This window comes from Leyella stercorea (assembly GCF_021531355.1).
Taxonomy (GTDB): domain Bacteria; phylum Bacteroidota; class Bacteroidia; order Bacteroidales; family Bacteroidaceae; genus Prevotella.
Window position 1 is genome coordinate 71,512 of record NZ_JADYTS010000002.1, and the last position, 20,184, is coordinate 91,695.

At 50.8% G+C, this 20,184-nt stretch carries 16 protein-coding genes; all 16 read left to right on the plus strand.

The features are described from left to right. Window positions 1-96: 96 nt before the first annotated feature. Window positions 97-1,575, plus strand: a complete 1,479-nt coding sequence (gene guaB / locus I6E38_RS01035) for an IMP dehydrogenase (RefSeq protein ID WP_235392238.1) — start codon at window positions 97-99, stop codon at window positions 1,573-1,575. 168 nt (window positions 1,576-1,743) lie between these two features. Next, window positions 1,744-3,177: a peptidylprolyl isomerase gene (locus tag I6E38_RS01040; RefSeq protein WP_235392239.1), complete on the plus strand. Its 1,434-nt coding sequence runs from the start codon at window positions 1,744-1,746 to the stop codon at window positions 3,175-3,177. Window positions 3,178-3,243: 66 nt separating this feature from the next. Further along, complete coding sequence (locus I6E38_RS01045) at window positions 3,244-4,719, plus strand: peptidylprolyl isomerase (protein ID WP_235392240.1); 1,476 nt, start codon at window positions 3,244-3,246, stop codon at window positions 4,717-4,719. Between the two features lie 99 nt (window positions 4,720-4,818). After that, entirely contained in the window at window positions 4,819-6,423 is a 1,605-nt protein-coding gene (locus tag I6E38_RS01050; protein ID WP_235392241.1) for an OstA-like protein, read from the plus strand. Between the two features lie 10 nt (window positions 6,424-6,433). Beyond that, entirely contained in the window at window positions 6,434-6,688 is a 255-nt protein-coding gene (locus I6E38_RS01055; RefSeq protein ID WP_235392242.1) for a hypothetical protein, read from the plus strand. A gap of 6 nt (window positions 6,689-6,694) precedes the next feature. Continuing rightward, window positions 6,695-8,674 (plus strand): DNA mismatch repair endonuclease MutL, encoded by a 1,980-nt coding sequence (gene mutL, locus I6E38_RS01060; protein WP_235392243.1) that lies wholly within the window; start codon window positions 6,695-6,697, stop codon window positions 8,672-8,674. A gap of 193 nt (window positions 8,675-8,867) precedes the next feature. Next, window positions 8,868-10,010 carry an OmpA family protein gene (locus I6E38_RS01065; RefSeq protein WP_235392244.1) on the plus strand — a complete coding sequence of 381 codons (1,143 nt, stop codon included), beginning with the start codon at window positions 8,868-8,870 and terminating at the stop codon, window positions 10,008-10,010. A 171-nt stretch (window positions 10,011-10,181) separates the two neighbouring features. Next, window positions 10,182-12,011 carry a phosphoethanolamine transferase gene (locus I6E38_RS01070; protein WP_235392245.1) on the plus strand — a complete coding sequence of 610 codons (1,830 nt, stop codon included), beginning with the start codon at window positions 10,182-10,184 and terminating at the stop codon, window positions 12,009-12,011. Window positions 12,012-12,046: 35 nt separating this feature from the next. Beyond that, entirely contained in the window at window positions 12,047-13,096 is a 1,050-nt protein-coding gene (locus I6E38_RS01075) for an acyltransferase family protein (protein WP_235392246.1), read from the plus strand. Continuing rightward, window positions 13,077-14,072 carry an acyltransferase family protein gene (locus I6E38_RS01080; RefSeq protein ID WP_235392247.1) on the plus strand — a complete coding sequence of 332 codons (996 nt, stop codon included), beginning with the start codon at window positions 13,077-13,079 and terminating at the stop codon, window positions 14,070-14,072. The genes I6E38_RS01075 and I6E38_RS01080 overlap by 20 nt, the downstream gene beginning before the upstream one ends. Window positions 14,073-14,100: 28 nt before the next feature. Next, window positions 14,101-14,982: a decaprenyl-phosphate phosphoribosyltransferase gene (locus tag I6E38_RS01085; RefSeq protein WP_235392336.1), complete on the plus strand. Its 882-nt coding sequence runs from the start codon at window positions 14,101-14,103 to the stop codon at window positions 14,980-14,982. Continuing rightward, on the plus strand, window positions 14,979-15,608 hold the full coding sequence (locus I6E38_RS01090) for an HAD family hydrolase (protein WP_337395553.1): 630 nt from the start codon (window positions 14,979-14,981) through the stop codon (window positions 15,606-15,608). The genes I6E38_RS01085 and I6E38_RS01090 overlap by 4 nt, the downstream gene beginning before the upstream one ends. A gap of 15 nt (window positions 15,609-15,623) precedes the next feature. Further along, complete coding sequence (locus tag I6E38_RS01095; RefSeq protein ID WP_235392248.1) at window positions 15,624-16,019, plus strand: GtrA family protein; 396 nt, start codon at window positions 15,624-15,626, stop codon at window positions 16,017-16,019. A gap of 49 nt (window positions 16,020-16,068) precedes the next feature. Next, the gene (locus I6E38_RS01100) at window positions 16,069-17,544 is read left to right on the plus strand and encodes a DUF6080 domain-containing protein (protein WP_235392249.1); all 1,476 of its coding nucleotides are present in this window, start codon (window positions 16,069-16,071) and stop codon (window positions 17,542-17,544) included. Between the two features lie 31 nt (window positions 17,545-17,575). Next, a complete protein-coding gene (locus I6E38_RS01105; RefSeq protein WP_235392250.1) occupies window positions 17,576-18,892 on the plus strand; it encodes a DUF6080 domain-containing protein in 1,317 nt (438 codons plus the stop codon). A gap of 61 nt (window positions 18,893-18,953) precedes the next feature. Continuing rightward, window positions 18,954-20,072: a glycosyltransferase family 4 protein gene (locus I6E38_RS01110; RefSeq protein WP_235392251.1), complete on the plus strand. Its 1,119-nt coding sequence runs from the start codon at window positions 18,954-18,956 to the stop codon at window positions 20,070-20,072. Window positions 20,073-20,184 lie beyond the last annotated feature (112 nt).

The following is a 20,184-nucleotide window of genomic DNA, read 5'->3' on the forward strand; positions in this document are numbered from 1 at the left end:
CGTTAATTTGCATTAACGCTTGAAATAAAGTCGTTAGAAAATGTCCCCGATTGGATTTTTATTGCTAAATTTGCACGCAATAAATTTTTAAGTTATATGTCATCATTTGTTGCTGATAAAATTGTAATGGACGGTCTCACTTACGATGACGTCCTTCTTATCCCCGCTTATTCAGAGGTACTGCCCAAGACGGTAGAGTTGAAAACCAAGTTCTCTCGTAACATCAGCCTGAATGTGCCCTTTGTCACAGCAGCCATGGACACCGTAACGGAGTCGGCTATGGCTATTGCCATCGCACGCGAAGGCGGTATTGGTGTTATTCACAAGAACATGTCAATCGAGGACCAGGCGCGCCAGGTTGCCATCGTTAAGCGTGCCGAGAACGGCATGATCTACGATCCGGTGACAATCCGCCGTGGCAAGACAGTAAAGGATGCTCTCGACATGATGGCCGAGTATCACATCGGAGGAATCCCCGTTGTTGACGACGAGTGCCATCTCGTAGGTATCGTTACTAACCGTGACCTTCGCTTTGAGCGTCATCTCGACAAGCTCATCGACGACGTGATGACATCGGAGAACCTCGTGACCACTCATATCAAGACCGACCTCTCGGCAGCTGCCGACATCCTGCAGTCGAACAAGATTGAGAAGTTGCCCGTTGTTGATGCCGAGAACCACCTCGTAGGTCTTATCACCTACAAGGACATCACAAAGGCAAAGGACAAGCCAATGGCATGCAAGGACGAGAAGGGTCGTCTGCGTGTAGCTGCCGGTGTAGGTGTGACAGTAGACACACTCGACCGTATGAGCGCACTCGTTGAGGCAGGTGCTGACGCTATCGTTATCGATACGGCACACGGACACTCTAAGTACGTTATCGAGAAGTTGCGCGAGGCAAAGGCTTCATTCCCCAACGTAGACATCGTTGTAGGTAATGTGGCTACAGGCGAGGCTGCCCGCATGCTCGTTGACAATGGTGCTGACGCCGTTAAGGTAGGTATCGGCCCGGGCTCAATCTGTACAACACGTGTCGTAGCTGGCGTAGGCGTTCCGCAGCTCAGCGCTGTATACGACGTTTACTCAGCCTTGAAGGACACAGGAGTACCTTTGATTGCCGACGGTGGCTTGCGCTACTCAGGCGACGTTGTCAAGGCTATTGCCGCTGGCGGTAGCTCGGTAATGATCGGTTCGCTCGTAGCAGGTACAGAGGAGAGCCCCGGTGACACCATCATCTTCAACGGACGTAAGTTCAAGAGCTATCGTGGTATGGGTTCGCTTGAGGCTATGGAGAATGGCTCAAAGGACCGCTACTTCCAGGCAGGAACAGCCGATGTGAAGAAGCTCGTGCCGGAGGGCATCGCCGGACGCGTACCTTACAAGGGAACCGTTCAGGAGGTTATCTATCAGCTCATCGGTGGTTTGCGTTCAGGTATGGGCTACTGTGGTGCCGGAACAATCGAGGCAATGCACAACGCCAAGTTCACACGCATCACCAATGCTGGTGTGCTTGAGAGCCATCCTCACGACATCACCATCACAAGTGAGGCTCCTAACTACTCACGTCCGCAGTAATCACACTGTAGCATTACGAACATGACAACGCGAAACCCTAAATATAGGGCAAAAGCATAAAAGGCAATGGCTTGTGTCGCAGACTGTATAAGGCTGCGACACGGACCATTGCTTTCACGGGTTATAATGTAACTATAAATTAAGGAGGATTCTCCATATTTACATACGATGAAGATAAAATCACTGTTGGTTGCTATGTCGCTTATGGCAGGCAGCGCATTCGCCCAGACCGCCGACCCGATAATAATGACCATCGGTGGCAAGAACGTCACACGGTCGGAGTTTGAGTATGCCTACAATAAGAATGCAGCTGAGACAACGATAGACAAGAAGAGCATAGACGAATATGTCGACCTGTTTGTCAACTACAAGCTGAAGGTGATAGCCGCCGAAGAGGCAGGCATTGATACCACAGCCGCATTTCGCAAGGAATTTCTCATGTATCGCGACCAACAGATACGTCCTACGTTCATCGTCGACGACGACATAGAGCGCGAGGCACGTAACATATACAAGCAGACACAGACACGAATCGACGCCGGGGGCGGACTGGTGCATCCGTTGCACATCCTCGTGGCGCTGTCGCAGCAGGCTGACGCACAGCTGCAGCGCGCCGCATCTCTCAAGGCAGATTCTATATATAAAGCCCTGATGGCAGGTGCCGACTTCGGCGACATGGCACGCCGACTGTCGGACGACAAGGCCTCGGGCATGCGCGGAGGCGATCTGTCGTGGATACAGCGCGGACAGACTATAAAGGAGTTTGAAGACCAGGCGTATGCCTTGAAGAAGGGCGAGACATCAAAGCCGTTCCTGACACCGTTCGGATACCATATTATAAGAGTGGTAGACAGGGGCAACTTCTTTCCATACGACTCAGTAAGAGCCGACATACGCCGATTTATCGAAAGCCGCGGACTGCGCGAGCGCATAATCTCGCAACGCATCGACTCCATAGCCAAGCTCTCGAAGCCGGCACTCACACCCGAACAGGTGATAGAACGCCGTGCCGAGGAACTGGAAGAGAAGTCGCCGGAGATGAGCGGACTGATACGCGAGTATTACGACGGACTCCTGCTGTACGAAATATCAAACCGCACAGTGTGGGAACGCGCCGCCAACGACACCAAGGCACAACAAGCCTACTTCAAGAAGAACCGCAAGAAATATGCGTGGGCTGAACCGCGATTCAAGGGAGTGGCATTCTATACACGCAATCAGACAGATGCCGAGGCTGTGAGAAAACTGCTGCGCTCTACGCCATTCGACAAGTGGGCAGAGGCACTGAAGACACAGTTCAACGACTCTACAGAACGCATCAAGGCCACAATAGGCATCTTTGCCAAGGGCGACAATTCCACGGTTGACCGCGCTGAGTATGGTGTTGACAAGACAAAAGCGAAATCAGCTATTGATAATGTATATAAAGTTGAAGGAACTTTCGGCAAGAAGATAAAGCGTCCGCAGACATATGTCGATGTACGCGAACTGGTAGTGTCCGACCTTCAGGAGCAGCTCGAACATAAATGGGTGGCTGATTTGCGACGCAAATATGCTGTGCATGTCAACCGTGAGGTGCTTAATACTGTCAACAAGCATTGATAAAATGCCGTCAATACTGTATAGAGAGATATAAGTAAGGAAATAGATCAAAACAAAAAGAGATAAATGAAAAAAACAAAATCAATATTGATAGCTCTTGTAGCCGTGTTGCTTTGTGCTGGTATTGGAGCCAATGCACAGCGTGGCAAGGGTCATATGGTTGACGCCAAGTCGCAGACTGATACGGCAGCTGTTGCCATTTCTGATACGGCAAACGCCCGTGCTGTAAATGCTGATTTCAAGGCACCTGAGCACAGTGTGGTAGACGAGGTGATATGGGTTGTAGGCGATGAGCCTATACTCAAGTCGGATGTCGAGATGACACGACTCCAAGGTGAGGCTGAAGGTGTTACGTGGCACGGCGACCCCGACTGTGCTATCCCCGAGCAGATAGCTGTGCAGAAGCTCTTCCTTCATCAGGCTGCAATCGACTCAATTGAAGTTACTGAGGGTGAGATTGCACAGAACATTGACATGCAGATAAACCGCTGGATACAGCAGGCTGGCTCGAAGGAGAAACTCGAGGAATACAAGAGAATGACTGTGGCACAGATGCGCTCACAGTTGCACGATGATTTCAAGAACAATCAGCTTATTCAGCAGATGAAGGAGAAGTTGGTGAGCGATATAACGGTTACACCGTCTGACGTTCGCAACTACTTCCGCGATATGCCTGAGGACAGCATTCCTTTCGTTCCAACCGAGGTTGAGGTTGAGATCATTACCCGTCAGCCTAAGATTGAACAAGATGAGATAAACCGTGTGAAGAACGACTTGCGCGACTATACCGACCGTGTAAATAAGGGCGAGGCTTCTTTCGGTACACTGGCACGTCTTTATTCAGAGGATCCGGGTTCGGCACGTCAGGGTGGAGAGATGGACTATGTAGGTCGTGGTATGCTCGACCCCGCATTTGCAAGCGTAGCATTCAATCTGACCGACCCGAAGAAGATTTCGAAGATTGTAGAGTCGGAGTATGGTTTCCATATTATCCAGCTCATCGACAAGCGTGGTGACAAAATCAAGGTGCGCCACATACTGCGCATTCCACGTGTGTCTACCGAGGCTGTCGACTCAATGCGCACACGTCTTGACTCGCTTGCAACAGACATACGTGCAGCAAAGGTGACCTTTGAGGAGGCTGCTTCGGTTGTGTCTGACGATAAGGATACACGCAACAATCACGGTCTTATGTCGTATAACAGTCAGGACGGACGCACATCGAAGTTCCAGATGAAGGACCTCCCAACCGAGGTGGCTCGCGAGGTAGAAAACATGGAAGTGGGCGATGTGAGCAAGGCGTTCCAGATGATTAACGAAAAAGGCAAGACTGTGGCAGCCATCGTAAAGCTTAAGAGCCGTACCCCAGCCCACCGTGCCACAATCACCGAAGACTATCAGGTGATGAAGAATGTGGTGCTACAGAAACAACGTGCCGACTTCTTGCACCAGTGGGTGGTAAACAAAATTAAGACTACATATGTCAAGATGAACGACCGTTGCAAGAAGTGCAAGTTTGAGTACGAGGGTTGGATAAAGTAGTGTCTCTCATCCCGTATAGTTATGCTTTAAAAGGCTTATTGTTTAATGGCAATGAATGAAAATAATCATACAAGTATAAAGTGGCATAGAGTCGTCGTAATGACGATTCTATGCCTTTTTGGCTTTAGTCTTATAACAACAGTTGCGGCTCCTGACAAAAAGAAGAAGCGCCAGAAAACCGACGAACGTGTGTATCTGAAGCACGCTGATGAGTTGACTTACGACCAGTGGGGAGCTGTACCAGGAGCACAGATACTCCGAGGTAAGGTACACTTCACGCATGCCGGCTCGCAATTGTGGTGCGACAGTGCCTACTTCTTTCAGGTAGAAAATTCGGTTATGGCTTTCGGACATGTCCGCTTTAAGCAGGGCGATACCCTGTCGCTCACTTGCGACCGTGCTGACTACAATGGTGCCGACCAGATGATGCATGCCCGCAATAATGTGGTTCTCAAGCATCGTAAGCAGACATTGTATACCGACTCGCTCGATTACGACCGCTTGTACAACCTCGCTTATTTCTTTGAGGGCGGAAAACTGGTTGACGGCAAAGACCGGCTTGTCAGCGACTGGGGTGCATACAGCACAGCAACACGCGAGGCTTCATTCTACTATGGAGTGGAGATGTTCTCAGGCCAGAACCATATTACTACTGATACGTTGCATTATGATACTCGTACGTCGGTAGCACATGTTGTAGGACCGTCGACCATAACATCCAAGGGTACGATAATACACACTACCGATGCTTATACCAACTCGCGTACCGACCGCTCGCAGCTGTTCGGCCGCTCAACAATCGTTGATGGTGACAAGACCATTACGGGCGATTCGCTATACCACGACAACTCTAACGGCGACAACGAGGGATTTGGCAACGTAGTGTATATCGACAAGAAGAACAAGAACGAGCTACATGCCAACCGTCTGTTCTATAACGAGAAGACCGGATATGGATATGGCACCGACCGCGCCATGTTGCTCGACTACTCGCAGCGTGACACACTGTGGATGCATGCCGACTCATTGAAGATTTTTACTTTCCATATCAATACCGACTCGGTTTATCGTAAGGTGCATGCCTTTCCGCATGTGCGAGCCTATCGTCAGGACGTGCAGGCTGTGTGCGACTCGCTCGTATTCAGCTCGCTCGACTCGTGTATGACAATGTATCGCGACCCGATTGCATGGAATCTGAACCGCCAGATACTTGGCGAAGAGATAAAGGTATACTTTGCCGATTCTACTGTTCGCAAAGCCGAGGTCATTGATCAGGCTCTATCAGTGGAATTGGTTGACGGTAAAAACCGCTTCAATCAGGTGTCTTCAAAGCGTATGGACACCTATTTCACCGATGGAGCGGTACGCCGTACAGATGCTGTAGGCAATGTGATGACAATATATTACAATGCCGATTCAAAAGATTCTGTACTCACCGAACTCAATTATCTCGAGACAGATACTATGCGGATGTTTATCTCGGCAGATCGTCAGCTTGAACGTATATGGACATCAAAGGCTTCCGGTACAATGTATCCCATCACCCAGGTGCCGCCTGACAAGTTGCACCTTGGCGCATTCGAATGGTTCGACTATATACGTCCGCTCGACAAGAACGATATTTTTGAGTGGCGAGGTAAAAAGGGTGGCTCGCAATTGAAGGCTATACCGCGTCGTGAGGCACCGTTGCAGAAATTAGAATAATATAAAAAGCATGTATTTTTTCAACCGCCGTCCACGCGGCTTTCACTATACAATGCGCTTCAGTAATGAGCGCCGCGACCTGATAGACAACCTGCGTCGTGGCGTTCCGCCAGATGTGTTGGCGCAACGCTCGCTTGAAGAGGAAGCACAGCATGCCAGTCGTGGACGAAGCCGCCGACATGGCAGAGGATTGCTCCTCATGATAGGAGTCATGATAGTGGTAATACTTGCTTTCCTACTTGCTGTTATATTAATCAAACTGTAAAACCCTATGAGTGATATAATACAACTGTTGCCCGATTCAGTGGCCAATCAGATTGCGGCAGGCGAGGTGATACAGCGTCCTGCAAGTGTCATTAAGGAACTTGTCGAGAACTCGATTGACGCAGGAGCTACGTCTATACAGGTGGTGTGTGTCGATTCGGGTCGCACTTCGATACAGGTGATAGATAACGGTAAGGGAATGTCGGAGACCGACGCCCGACTCTCGTTTGAGCGCCACGCTACAAGTAAGATACGCAAGGCCGACGACCTTTTCAATCTGCACACGATGGGATTTCGCGGTGAGGCACTCGCCTCGATAGCCGCTGTGGCGCAGGTGACGCTCAAGACACGCATGGCTGACGACGACTTAGGCACACAACTCTCATTGGCAGGGTCGCGCTTTGTGTCGCAGGAGGCATGTTCGTGTGCAGTGGGCAGCAATTTTATGGTGGAAAACCTCTTCTACAACGTTCCCGTGAGGCGCAAGTTCCTCAAGTCGAATGCTACAGAACTCAACAATATTGTCACTGCCTTTGAACGTATAGCCCTTGTCAATCCCGACGTGGCATTCACACTCTATAACAACGACAACGAGTTGTACAATCTGAAGGCTGCCGGTCTGCGTCAGCGCATAGTAGACGTGTTCGGCAAGAAGATAAACCAGCACCTCCTGCCTATTGACATCGACACCACGATGTGCAAACTAACAGGATTCATAGGCAAACCCGAGTCGGCACGACGTAAGGGAGCGCGCCAATACTTTTTCGTCAACGGCCGCTACATGAAGCATCCCTACTTCCACAAAGCAGTGATGACAGCCTACGAGCGACTTGTGCCCGAAGGCGACCAGGTGCCGTATTTCATATATTTCACCGTCAAGCCCGAAGACATCGACGTAAACATACACCCGACAAAGACCGAAATAAAGTTTGAGAACGAGCCTACAATATGGCAGATTCTTGCAGCGGCAGTGAAAGATGCTGTAGGAATGTTCAGCGACGTAACAGCCATTGAGTTTGACACCGAGGGACAGCCTGAAATCCCCGCATTGGGGTCGGCAGAAGAGGTGCGTGCACCCAAGTTGCAGTACAATCCCTCGTACAATCCGTTCAACGAACCGTCTGTCCGCCGTTCGGCTCCGTCGGAGTGGGAACGAATGTTCGACGGATTGGAGAGCAGCACGTCACGTCAGCGTCAGACCTCGCTGTTCGATGGCAGCAACGACGTGATAGTAGGGTCGAAGGCCAACAAGAGCATAATGGAACCAATGCCCGACATACCCGACCTTCAGCCCGTAGCCACACAAAGCAGTCAGCCTATACCATCTGTCAATATGTCGACACCTTCAGCCGACGTGCCTATTGCATCAAGTATGGCTCAGGCAGAAGTTCCGTCTGCAGTGTTTGCATCACCGATAGAGGATAAATCGCCAGTACATTATCAATATAAGGGTCAGTATATAATGACAGCTGTTAAGTCGGGGCTGATGATTGTCGACCAGCACCGTGCTCATATGCGCATATTGTACGAGCGATATACCGAGCAGATAAAAGCGCACAAGTCGGCTACACAAAAGTTGATGTTTCCGGAGACAGTGCAGTTTGCCCAGTCGGAAGATGTCATTATGCAGCAACTGTTGCCCGAATTGAAGTCGGCAGGTTTCGATTTGAGTGAACTTGGAGGCGGTGTGTATTCCATCTGTGGAGTTCCTTCAGGACTTGACGGTCTCGACTACGTGTCGCTTGTGCAGGACATTGTAGCCTCGTCAGCCGACAATACCAGTTCGGCACTTGATCATGCTACTCATACTGTGGCATTATGTCTGGCTCGCAGTGCCGCTGTAGCTTATGGTCAGGTGCTTGGCAATGAAGAGATGGAAAATATCGTAAACGACCTCTTTGCGTGCTCCAACTTCAACTATGCACCCGATGGTAGCAAGATACTTTCTATTCTGCGGCAGACTGAAATACAGCGTATGCTTGGTTAGAGACAAAATGAATGTTTGAAAGAATATTCGTTATTTATCTTTTTTAGCCATTCTGACAATAATCTTGTCAAAATAGTATGCTTATTTGGTTTTTATTAGTAACTTTGCGCAAAATTTGATAGGGAATATGCCCTTTAGCATTTATTCGAAAGGAAAAAAGGAAAAATATAAGATTGTTAATTTAATAAAGGTTATGAAAAAGTTATTTTTAGTTTTAGCAATGTGTGGTCTGACTATGAGCTCAATGGCTCAGGATACAACAACAGACCCAGTACAGAAGTACAGCGTTGCAACAAACTCATTCTGGAGCAATTGGTTTATTCAGGCAGGTGCTGACTGGAACGCTTTCTATTCAAACGAAGAGCATGGTGCTGGACTTTCACGCAGTCCGTTCAAGAGTTTCCGTTCTGCTCCTGGATTGTCTGTAGCTGTTGGTAAGTGGTTCACACCGGGTCTTGGTCTTCGTACTAAGTTCTCTGGCGTTTGGGGTCGTACTGTAATCGACGAGAACAAGCACTCTAACAAGTACTGGACTCTCAACGAGAACATACTCTTCAACCTCAGCAATATGATTTACGGTTACAATCCGACACGTGTATGGAACTTCATTCCTTTTGTTGGTGGTGGTATCAGCCGTAACTGTGACTACAATTGCTATGCAATGAACCTCTCTGCAGGTATCCTCAACACATTCCGTGTAAGCAATAAGGTTGCTGTCAACTTCGAGCTTGGTTGGAACTGGGCTGAGAGTGATTTCGACGGTGTGACAAGCGGTGTAGGCAACCGTGGTTGGGATTGCCACGACAATAAGCTCTATGCTGAAGTTGGTCTTACATTCAACCTTGGTAAGGGCACTTGGAGCAAGACTCCTGACGTAGACGCTATCAAGGCTCTCTCACAGAGCCAGATTGATGCCCTCAATGCACAGCTCAACGATGCTAATGCAGAGAACGCTCGTCTGAAGAACCTTCTTTCTGTGAAGAAGGAAGAGCCGGCTCCTATCGTTAAGAACTACAGCAACACTCCGTTGTCAGTATTCTTCAACATCAACAAGTCAAACATTGCTTCACGTAAGGACCTCGTTAACATCCAGTCGCTTGCCGACTATGCTAAGGAGAACAACTCAAACCTCGTAGTAACAGGTTATGCTGACAGCGCTACTGGTGCAGCTGATTACAACCAGAGTCTCTCTGAGCGTCGTGCTGAGACTGTAGCTAGCGAGCTTGTTAAGATGGGTGTTAACCGCGACAAGATTTCTACACAGGGTAAGGGTGGTGTAAGCGACCTCTCACCGGTTTCTTACAACCGTCGTGCTACAGTTAAGATTGCTGAGTAATTCGGCAACGCTTAGCTATACAAGACGTAATAGTCAAAAAAAACAAATATTATGGGTGTTTTCCGCAAGGAAGGCACCTTTTTTTATGTCTATAGGTTCTATAATTGGTTGTTTTAAGCTCCATAATTGAAAAAAGATATGTAAATTTGCGTAAAATAAATCAACATTCGAATGAGATACTTACAAATGATGCGCCGATTCGTGGCTCTTGTGTCAGAACCGTTGCGTTGCAATGCCCCTTTTTTTGTGTTCATGTATGTCCTTGGATGTATATGCGCCTGGGCGACATTGCCTGATGTTCGAGGAGCACATCTGTACAAGAACCTGTTTCCCGAACTCTTTCTCGATGTATATATGCTTACCTTGGTGCTCACGTTGCTGCCCCGTCGTGTGCGTCCATGGGTGCGTGGCATATTCTATTTCATACTGTATGTGACGGCATTGGTCGATGTCTATTGTTTTGTCAAGTTCCATTCGTCGCTCACACCTACGATGCTATTGCTTGTAGGCGAAACCGACACCCGCGAAGCAGGCGAGTTCTTGCGTTCATGTGTGGCGCCCGACATATTGTTCAGCAACGTGGGATGGGTGGTGTTGCTTATGTTCATACATCTGCTTGTGACGTTGCAGCTGCGCTTTCCTCACTTTGTACCAAAGAATTGGTGTCGTCTGTTCTGGTCGCTGCTCGACCGTTTCGGACTGATGTTTAAGCGAGTGCGTCCCGTAAGTCAGTGGGCTGTGCTTATATTGCTTGTTGTGTCGACGTGCTACAGCATTCACAACAAGGCTGCCTTCATCAAGTTGATGTCGGGCCGTACAATAGGCGAAGTAGAGCATACGCTTACAGAGAAGGACAAAGCCAACCTTTACCAGCCCGTCTACCGATTGGCGTTCAGTATATACGCCAATACGCTCACCGCAAAGCAGGTGGACCGCTTGGTGGCAAGAGTAGACAAGGTGAAGGTCGACTCTTGTTCGTTCCGCTCGCCAAATATCGTGCTTATCATAGGCGAGAGCTACAACCGCCATCACTCTGCACAGTATGGCTACAGCATGCCTACTACGCCACGTCAGCAGAAGCTTGAGAAGCAGGGCAGACTTGTGAAATATACCGACGTAGTGAGTCCGTGGAATCTTACGAGCTTTGTCTTCAAGCATATCTTCTCGCTCTACACCGTAGGCGACAAGGGCGAGTGGTGCGACTATCCGCTTTTCCCTGCTGTGTTCCGCAAGGCAGGCTATCACGTTACCTTTATCACCAACCAGTTTCTGCCTAAGGCGGGCGAGGCTGTGTACGACTTCAGTGGCGGTTTCTTCTTGAACAACCCGAAGCTGAGTGCGGCACAGTTTGACACTCGCAACACCAAGTTGCACGAGTTTGATGAGGACCTTCTCAAGGATTATGACGAGCTGCAGGGACAGAACGGCGAAAACAATCTCATCATATTCCATCTTTTGGGTCAGCATGTGGCATATCGTCAGCGCTCGCCAAGGAATCGCAAGCACTTCCACGGCAACGACTACAAGGAACTCAAGCCAAATCTCAACGCCCGCGAGCGTCAGATACTTGCCGACTACGATAATGCCATACTCTACAACGACTCTGTCGTGACCGAGATAGTGAAGAAGTTTGAGAACGACGATGCCATTGTGCTCTATGTTCCCGACCATGGCGAGGAATGCTACGAGGGCGATATGCACTTCTTCTGCCGAATGCACTCTGCCAAGGTAGACGCCCGTCTTGCTCACGCCGAGTTTGACATATCGATGTGGATATGGTGTTCGCGCAAGTACATACGCCGTCGTCCGGAAATATTCCACGAGATAATGGCATCGCGCAACCGTCGATATATGACCGACGCATTGCCCCACCTGCTACTATATCTTGCCGGAATTTCGTGTCCCGAATATCAGGACAGACTCAATCTGCTGTCACCGCACTACGACGAGTCACGTCCGCGAATACTCAAGAATTCAGCCGACTACGACAAGTTGAATTAGAATAACTCAAAACTCAAAATTCAAAACTCAAGAACATGCTCACCCGCACCGAATGTTCCGCCTTGCGCGGACTTGCCATCATAGGAATTTTCCTTCACAACTATTGCCACTGGCTTGGCTTTGCCGTGAAGGAGAACGAATATACCTTCACCATATCGAAGAGTTCGCAGCTCATTCAGGCTATTATGTCGCCCGACTGGAATCTGCCCATCCATCTGCTCTCGTTCTTCGGCCATTATGGCGTGCCTGTTTTTCTCTTTCTCTCAGCCTACGGACTGGTGATGAAATATGAGAACCGTGGCGACCGCAAGCCATCGGCAAAGCAGACCGCCTTTCTACCGTTTGTAAGCCATCATTATGTCAAGCTCTTCAAGATGATGATAGTAGGTTTTGTCATCTTCACCATGGTGGATGCCATTACACCAGGTCGTCACAACTATCAGGTGATGGACATACTCGGTCAGCTGTTTATGTTCAACAACATGATGCCCGACCCCGACCACGTAATCTGGCCCGGACCATACTGGTTCTTCGGACTCATGATGCAATTATACATAGTCTATCGTCTGCTGCTTTGGCGCAAGGGCGACATCTTCCCGTTGCTGCTCATCGTGATATGTTGGGCTATGCAGGCATTCTGCGATCCCGAGGGCGACACGCTCAACCGCGTGCGCTACAACTTCATGGGCGGAGTGTTGCCGTTCTGCGCCGGACTGCTCTATGCCCGTCATGGCAACAAGCAGATTAGCCACGCCTTCTGGGTGACACAGACCATTGTTAGCATAGTGCTCGTGTTCTTCTTCAGCTTCAACTTCCAGATGTGGCTGTGGGCACCGCTCTTTGTGTGCTCGGCATCAGTAGGAATAGCCAAGCTCACGCCAGCCAAGATAAACAAGTGGATAGCTTGGATGGGATCAATATCGGCAGCCCTCTTCGTGCTGCATCCCATCACACGCAAGATATTCATCCCCATATCGCGCCACGGCGACGTATATACGGGATTGCTGCTCTATATCGTAGCGTCAATAGCATTGGCATGGTTCTATCATAACTTCAAGTTGCGCAATGAAGATACCCGACATTGAATTAGGTAACATATCACGATTTCGTGCTGAGCAGATGGGAGCCGCAATGCTCTTCGTCATACTCTTCCACGTTGCTCTCGACCGTGGCGACCAGTTCTACGGGTTGCGGCGTTGTGGCAATGTGGGTGTCGACATATTCCTGTTTCTGAGTGGAGTAGGGCTGTGGTTCTCGTGGGTGAAGACACCCGACGTGCGCCGCTTCTACCGCCGTCGCCTGTTGCGCATAGTGCCCACATGGCTTGTCGTTGCTACAGCGTTCTATCTGCCCGACTATCTTGGGGCGCGTCGCTTCTCGCGCAGCATTGTCGACCTCATAGGCGACATCACCATCAACTGGGACTTCTGGCTTCACGACGAGCTTACGTTCTGGTACGTACCAGCCATCATGGCTCTCTATCTCGTGGCGCCATGGTATATGCGCCTTGTGCAGAGTCGCCCCATCTACCGATGGTTGCCGTTGCTGATGGTGGTGTGGTGTGTCATGGTGCAGTGGGTGCTGCCCATACATCATGCGGTGGGCCATCTGGAGATATTCTGGAGTCGTGTGCCCATCTTCTTTATCGGCATCAACTTCGGCGAGCTGGTGCGCACACGCCGTCAGTTGCCCGGCGAGTCAGTCTGGCTGCTGCTACTGACATTCCTGATGACATTCGGCACGTGCCTCTATCTTGAGCAAGTGCGTCACGGCCACTTCCCGCTCTTCGTTGAGCGAATGCTTTACATACCCTTCACTGTGTGTACGGTGCTCGTGATGAACCGCATCTTCCGCCGCACGCCGCAGTGGGTGAACAGTGCGTTCCGCTTTGTTGGAGCCTTGAGTCTGGAGGCTTATCTCATCCACATCCACTTCGTGCTTGTGTATGTGCAGCCCTATCATATGGGCTATTGGCCCACCTTCCTCATCACCGTAGCCATAACGCTGCCCATAGCATGGCTGTTGCAGCGCGCCATAGGCTTCGTGTCTGCCCGATTATAGACAAACAATTAAAAAAATAACAAATATGATAAACAGCATCCTGCGCCTTACGCGCCCTAAGCAATGGATAAAGAACTTCTTCGTCTTTATCCCGATGTTTTTTGGTGGCGAACTGTTCGACCTGCACAGCGTGTGGCTCGCTGTGCTGACGTTCTTCGCCTTCAGTCTGATAGCCTCGTCGATATACTGCTACAACGACATTGTCGATGTAGATGCCGACCGCCATCATCCCGTCAAGTGCTTGCGTCCGATAGCTTCGGGCGAAGTCAGCATACGCATGGGCTATATACTCATGATTCTGACGTTCTGCCTCGGTATGGGTGTATTGTTCCTGCTCCCCCCCGAAGTGATGAGTCAGGTCATGGCAGTCATCGTGTTCTACTATGTGCTCAACCTTGCCTATTGCTCCAAGTTGAAGCAGTTTGCCATTCTCGACGTGTGTATAGTAGCCTTCGGATTTGTGCTGCGCATACTGGCAGGAGGTTTCGCCTGCGAGTTGGCGCTGAGCAACTGGATTGTCATCATGACCTTCCTGCTCACACTGTTCATGTCGTTTGCCAAGCGACGCGACGACGTGCTGCGCATGAACGAGACAGGCGAGGCACCGCGCAAGAATACCGTGCGCTACAATCTCACCTTCATCAACCAGGCCATCACCATCACCGCTTCCGTGACACTCGTATGCTACATCATGTACTGCGTGTCGCCTGAGGTGAGCGAGCGTTTTGACACGCCATATCTATACCTCACGTTCGTATTCGTGCTGCTGGGACTGCTGCGCTACATCCAGATAGCCGTAGTCGACGAGAAGAGTGGCGACCCCACCAAGATAATCCTGCGCGACCACTTCTCGCAGATTATAGTAGTGGCGTGGATTCTATCGTTCCTCCTTATGATATACGTGATATGATGCGACGACTGTATCTGTTTGATTTCGACGGAACGCTTACCTCCGCCGACACCCTTCTGTGCTTCATACGCTATGCTTGCGGCAAGTGGCGCTTTGTGTTGGGATTTGTGCTGTTCAGTCCGATACTGGTGTTGATGAAGTTGCATCTGTATGCCAACTGGCGAGCCAAGCAGCACCTATTTTCATGGTATTTCCGCGGAATGAAGCTCAGCGAATTCGACGACCTGTGTCGTCGTTTTGCTGCCGACAACAAGCATCTGATGCGACCGCTGGCTCTCGAAAAGTTGCACGAGCTGTTTACCCGTAACTGTATTGTGGCAATAGTCAGTGCGAGCATCGACAACTGGGTGCGTCCGTTCTTCGACCAGCTCATAGTAGGAAGTTGTTCTGATTTTCGTGTGATAGGCACCAAGGTAGAGGTAGACGACGACGGACTACTCACCGGCCGCTTCCTCACCAACAACTGCTACGGTGCGGAGAAGGTGCGTCGTGTACTTGCCGAATATCCCGATCTTGCCGGCAATCGCTCCTCGTACATAGTAGAAGCCTATGGCGACAGTCGTGGCGACCGCGAACTGCTTGCCTTCGCCGACAATGCCTTCTACCGCCCCTTTGTCGAAAGGTAAAAACCTGATAATATAATGTATACAGACATTCAGAATAAATTTGACGGTAAGATGGGCGAGGTGTTGCGCTTCGCCATAGTAGGTGTCGCAGCCACACTGATACAGTACGGAGTATATTTCGTGCTGGTGCTGTGGCTCAACCCAACGCTTGCCATGACAATAGCCTATGCCGTCAGCTTCGCCTTCAACTTCGTAGCATCAACACGCTACACGTTCCGCGTAAAGGCTTCGGCACGTCGTGGAGCCGGTTTCGCCCTAAGCCATGCCGTCAACTATGTACTTCAGATGCTCACGCTCAATCTGTTCATCTGGTTGGGACTGTCCAAACAACTGGCACCCATACCGATGTTTGCCGTATGCGTGCCAGTCAACTTCGTGCTGGTGAGATACTTTTTAAAGGTAAAAGAGTAAAAAGGTAAAAAAGTAAAACGAGTAATAAAGCTACAATTGAGATATTGATATGAATATAAAAGACAACCCCCTGGTTAGGATTTTCACGTCGCTCTTTCGCATAAAGCGTGAGGAACGCGCGCTGGCAATAGTGCTGTTGCTGGTGTTTTTGGCATTGGATGCGCTCGTCGTGTGCAAGTATTACGACGTGTTCACACCGCTCAACGCCCACTATTGGCATCTGTTCATATCCAAGTTCCACATTTCGGGCTTCGACCCCATCACCTATTCGGTGGTGAGCGATTGGACGGCAGGCTACAATGTCTATCGCCATCCGCTGTTGGCGTTCTACATGTACGTGCCATATCTTATTAATCAGGCATTGATATGGGCTACGGGCATCAACTGCGCCATATTCATCGTCACAGCCATACAGCTGTTCTCGGCTTTCTACGCAGCCATATTCCTCTATCGCATCTGTCGTGAGATAGTGGGCGTGAGCCGCACCGACTCAACGCTGCTTACTTTCTTGCTCTTCGGTTTCGCCTTCGTCATGCTCTCGTCGATGGTGCCCGACCACTTCATCATATCCATGATGCTGTTGCTGCTTGCCCTCTACGTCAGCGGAAAACTGATGATACGCCGCCGCAAGCTCACCATCTGGCAGTCGGCACTCTACTTCTTCCTTACAGCCGGAACATCGCTCAACAACGGACTGAAGATATACCTGTCGAATCTGTTTGTCAACGGATTCCGTATATTCCGCCCCAAGTTTCTCTTCCTTGCCATTCTTCTGCCTGCCGCACTCACATGGGGAGCGGCACGCATGAGCTATGACCACATCGTATGGCCGCGTGATGTGGCTGCCAAGGCGGCACGTGCCAAGGCAAAGGCAGCCAAAGAGGCAAAGAAGAAGGCTGAAGCTGCCGAACGCTACCGTCAGGACTCCATTCGCATAGCATCGTTTACCGTGGAGCAGATGGACTCGTTACGCCGCGACTCTGTGCAGCGCGACTCCATAGCCAAGGCAAAGCCGAAGCCCGTACGTCGCCGCAAGAACGGCAAACCGATAGCCAACGGCGAGTTCATAGGCTGGACTGACATCACCACTTCGCGCTCGGAGTCGATAGTCGAGAACCTTTTGGGCGAGTCGATACAGCTGCATCAAGATAATGTGCTGGGCGATGTGCTCAAGTCGCGCCCTATGATAGTACACTATCGCCACTGGTACAACTACGCCGTAGAGGGACTTATAGCCCTTCTTTTTGTGCTGGGAGTATGGGCAGGACGCCGCTCGCGCTTCATGTGGCTTGTCATGTCTTATTTCGCTCTCGATATGGTGCTGCACATAGGATTGGGATTCGGCATCAACGAGGTGTACATCATGTCGGCACATTGGATTTACGCCTTACCTATAGCCGTGGCATTCCTGCTAAAGAACGTGGGTCGCCGCCGCTACCAGCTTGCGCTGAAAGGCGTGCTTGCATTGCTCGCCGTGTGGCTGTGGGCGTGGAACGTGACGCTCATCGTAGGCTATCTGTACTAACAGTAACACATAATACTCATCGCTGACAAACATGTTGATAAGAAAAGAAGAACGCCCCGTGGCACTCGTTGCCGCAATAGTGTTCACCCTGCTCAACGCATTGCTCATATATGCCCATTACGACTCCTTTACACGTGGAGCACATGTGGGCTTCTGGTCGGTGTTCTACAACCACCTGAACATGTCGGGCTACGACGTGTTCTCGCTGATATTCATCTCGTGCATGCGCCTGCACTGGAACTCGTTGCGCCATCCGCTCTTCGTGCTCCTGCTGCTGCCGCTCTACTGGATCAACCATCAGCTCATGCCACCGACCGAGTTCAACTTCGCACCGTTCCTCATGGCGGTGCTGCTCATAGTGTGCGACGTGGCAGGAGCTGTACTTCTGCACCGCATATTGCGCGATATTGTAGGTGCCAACCGCTCGGATGCCGCCATGCTCACAGCCATGTTCTACGGCATAGCGCACGTGATGGTGGCAACGATGGTGCCCGACCATTTCGCACTGTCGCTGCCCCTGCTCATGCTTACGCTCTATGTCACAGGCAAGCACTTGCTGCACGGCACACGCATGCCGCTGTGGCAGTCGGCAGTTCTGTATTTCTTCACCGCCGGCGTTACGCTCACCAATGGCGTCAAGGTGGCGCTGGCAGCATGGATAGCCAACGGAAAGCGCATCTTCACGCTGCGCAGCATACTGTCGTTCGTGGTGCCAACCGTCATACTCGGAGCCATATATATAGGTACGCAGAACATCATCATAGCCCCGCAGGAGCGTAGCATCAAGCGCATTGAGGCGCATGTGGCTAAGAAAGATCCTGCACGTATAGAGCGGTTGAAGAAGCACGACGAGTTCGTTCGCCGTCAAAACGGTGAGGCTATGACCAAGAAGGTGCCCCTGCTTGAATGGAGCGACATGACCACATCGCGCTGGCAGTCGGCAGTACACAATCTTATGGGCGAGTCGTTGCAGTTGCATCGCGACCACCTTATGGAGGATGTGCAACAGAAGCGCCCCGTATTCGTGGGCTATCGTTCCTTTATTAATTACGTCGTTGAGGCTGTGCTCGTACTCCTGCTTGTGGTGAGTGCATGGGTGGCGCGTCGCGAACGCTTCTTCCTCGTAGTAGCTTCGTGGTTTATATTTGACATGACAATGCACATGGGCTTCGGATTCGGACTCAACGAGGTGTACATCATGACCGCCCACTGGGCATTCATCTTCCCTATAGGTGCCGCCTATCTGCTGCGCCGTAGCCCCTCGGGAGCGCTTCGACTGCTCGTTGCTGCGCTGACGGTATGGCTGTGGGCGTGGAACGGAACAATAATCGTAGGCTATCTGCTGTAGCCCTTCAGCCTATACGTGTATATTTCAGGCACAGCCTGTATAAATAGTGATAGATAAAACTATGCGAATCTTACATCTGATAACCCATTTTGACCTTGGCGGAGCCGAACGTGTCGCCGCCAACATAGCCGCGTCTACGAGCGAAGGTATGGAATATCATGTCGTTGAGATACTGCGCGGACGTTCAGACTACACCCCCAAGTTTCTCTCGGAGCTGCGCGCCGCCGGCGTGAAGTGCCACCGTTCGTGGATACCCGACATCAGTTGGCACTTCCTTGTGGAACGTATTGCAGCCCTGCTGTTCCCCTTGCGCATGCTGTATATTATGCTGCGACTGCGCCCCGACGTCATACACACCCACACCGAGACCCCCGACCTCGCTCTGTACGTGTGCGTCAGACTCATGCCGTGGCTCTTTCACCATACACGCATAGTGCGCACCATACACAATACGAGGCTCTGGACCGGACTGCCACGCACAGCCCTCTGGGTGGAACGTATGTTCATAAAGCGTCAGTCTAACGTAGCCATATCCGATTCGGTGCGCGACGCCTATGCCGGACGTTTCGGCTCGGAGCCGCCGATAATACATAACGGGGTGGGCGAGGTGCCCCAGCAGCCATGGACACAGCTGCATCCGGGCAAGGTGAACATCCTCTTTGCCGGCCGACTCGAACCGCAGAAGGGCGTGAACGTGCTTTGCGACGTGCTGCGCATGATGTCTGCCGACCAGCGTTTCTTCTTCACCATAGCTGGCGACGGCTCCCAACGCCCACTCGTGGAGTACACTTTGGCAGGCGGCGAAACCGGACTGCCGCTCACTAACGCCCGTCTTCTTCCGCCTATATACTCACTCCCTTCATATCTGGCATCGTTCCACTATCTGTTTATGCCCTCGGTATTTGAGGGACTGAGCATGCTCTCGATGGAGGCAAGCATCAACCGTCTGCCCGTCATAGCCAACGACGCTCCCGGACTGCGCGATACGCTGCCCCCCGACTGGCCCCTTATGGCACACGGCAATGCCCTGGACGACTATCGCCGCATCTTCGAGTGCCTTTATGACGACGCTTTCCGCACCCGAATAGCCGACAAGGCGCAGCAGTATGCACGCCTTAATTTCTCCATACGCAGCATGCAGCAACGATACGAGGAGTTTTATCTCACCCCGAAACGATAAGCGCAAATGTTCGGGTTTCATAACATTTAACTCCATAAAGACAAGAAAATCAACCAAAAAAGCGTAACTTTGCATCCTATAGTGAATTTAGGACAGATATCAGAATAACAAA

Coding starts and splice junctions, on each gene's coding strand:
- guaB (WP_235392238.1), top strand. CDS start 97: ATGTCATCATTTGTTGCTGATAAAATTGTAATGGACGGTCTCACTTAC.
- I6E38_RS01040 (WP_235392239.1), top strand. CDS start 1,744: ATGAAGATAAAATCACTGTTGGTTGCTATGTCGCTTATGGCAGGCAGC.
- I6E38_RS01045 (WP_235392240.1), top strand. CDS start 3,244: ATGAAAAAAACAAAATCAATATTGATAGCTCTTGTAGCCGTGTTGCTT.
- I6E38_RS01050 (WP_235392241.1), top strand. CDS start 4,819: ATGACGATTCTATGCCTTTTTGGCTTTAGTCTTATAACAACAGTTGCG.
- I6E38_RS01055 (WP_235392242.1), top strand. CDS start 6,434: ATGTATTTTTTCAACCGCCGTCCACGCGGCTTTCACTATACAATGCGC.
- mutL (WP_235392243.1), top strand. CDS start 6,695: ATGAGTGATATAATACAACTGTTGCCCGATTCAGTGGCCAATCAGATT.
- I6E38_RS01065 (WP_235392244.1), top strand. CDS start 8,868: ATGAAAAAGTTATTTTTAGTTTTAGCAATGTGTGGTCTGACTATGAGC.
- I6E38_RS01070 (WP_235392245.1), top strand. CDS start 10,182: ATGAGATACTTACAAATGATGCGCCGATTCGTGGCTCTTGTGTCAGAA.
- I6E38_RS01075 (WP_235392246.1), top strand. CDS start 12,047: ATGCTCACCCGCACCGAATGTTCCGCCTTGCGCGGACTTGCCATCATA.
- I6E38_RS01080 (WP_235392247.1), top strand. CDS start 13,077: ATGAAGATACCCGACATTGAATTAGGTAACATATCACGATTTCGTGCT.
- I6E38_RS01090 (WP_337395553.1), top strand. CDS start 14,979: ATGATGCGACGACTGTATCTGTTTGATTTCGACGGAACGCTTACCTCC.
- I6E38_RS01095 (WP_235392248.1), top strand. CDS start 15,624: ATGTATACAGACATTCAGAATAAATTTGACGGTAAGATGGGCGAGGTG.
- I6E38_RS01100 (WP_235392249.1), top strand. CDS start 16,069: ATGAATATAAAAGACAACCCCCTGGTTAGGATTTTCACGTCGCTCTTT.
- I6E38_RS01105 (WP_235392250.1), top strand. CDS start 17,576: ATGTTGATAAGAAAAGAAGAACGCCCCGTGGCACTCGTTGCCGCAATA.
- I6E38_RS01110 (WP_235392251.1), top strand. CDS start 18,954: ATGCGAATCTTACATCTGATAACCCATTTTGACCTTGGCGGAGCCGAA.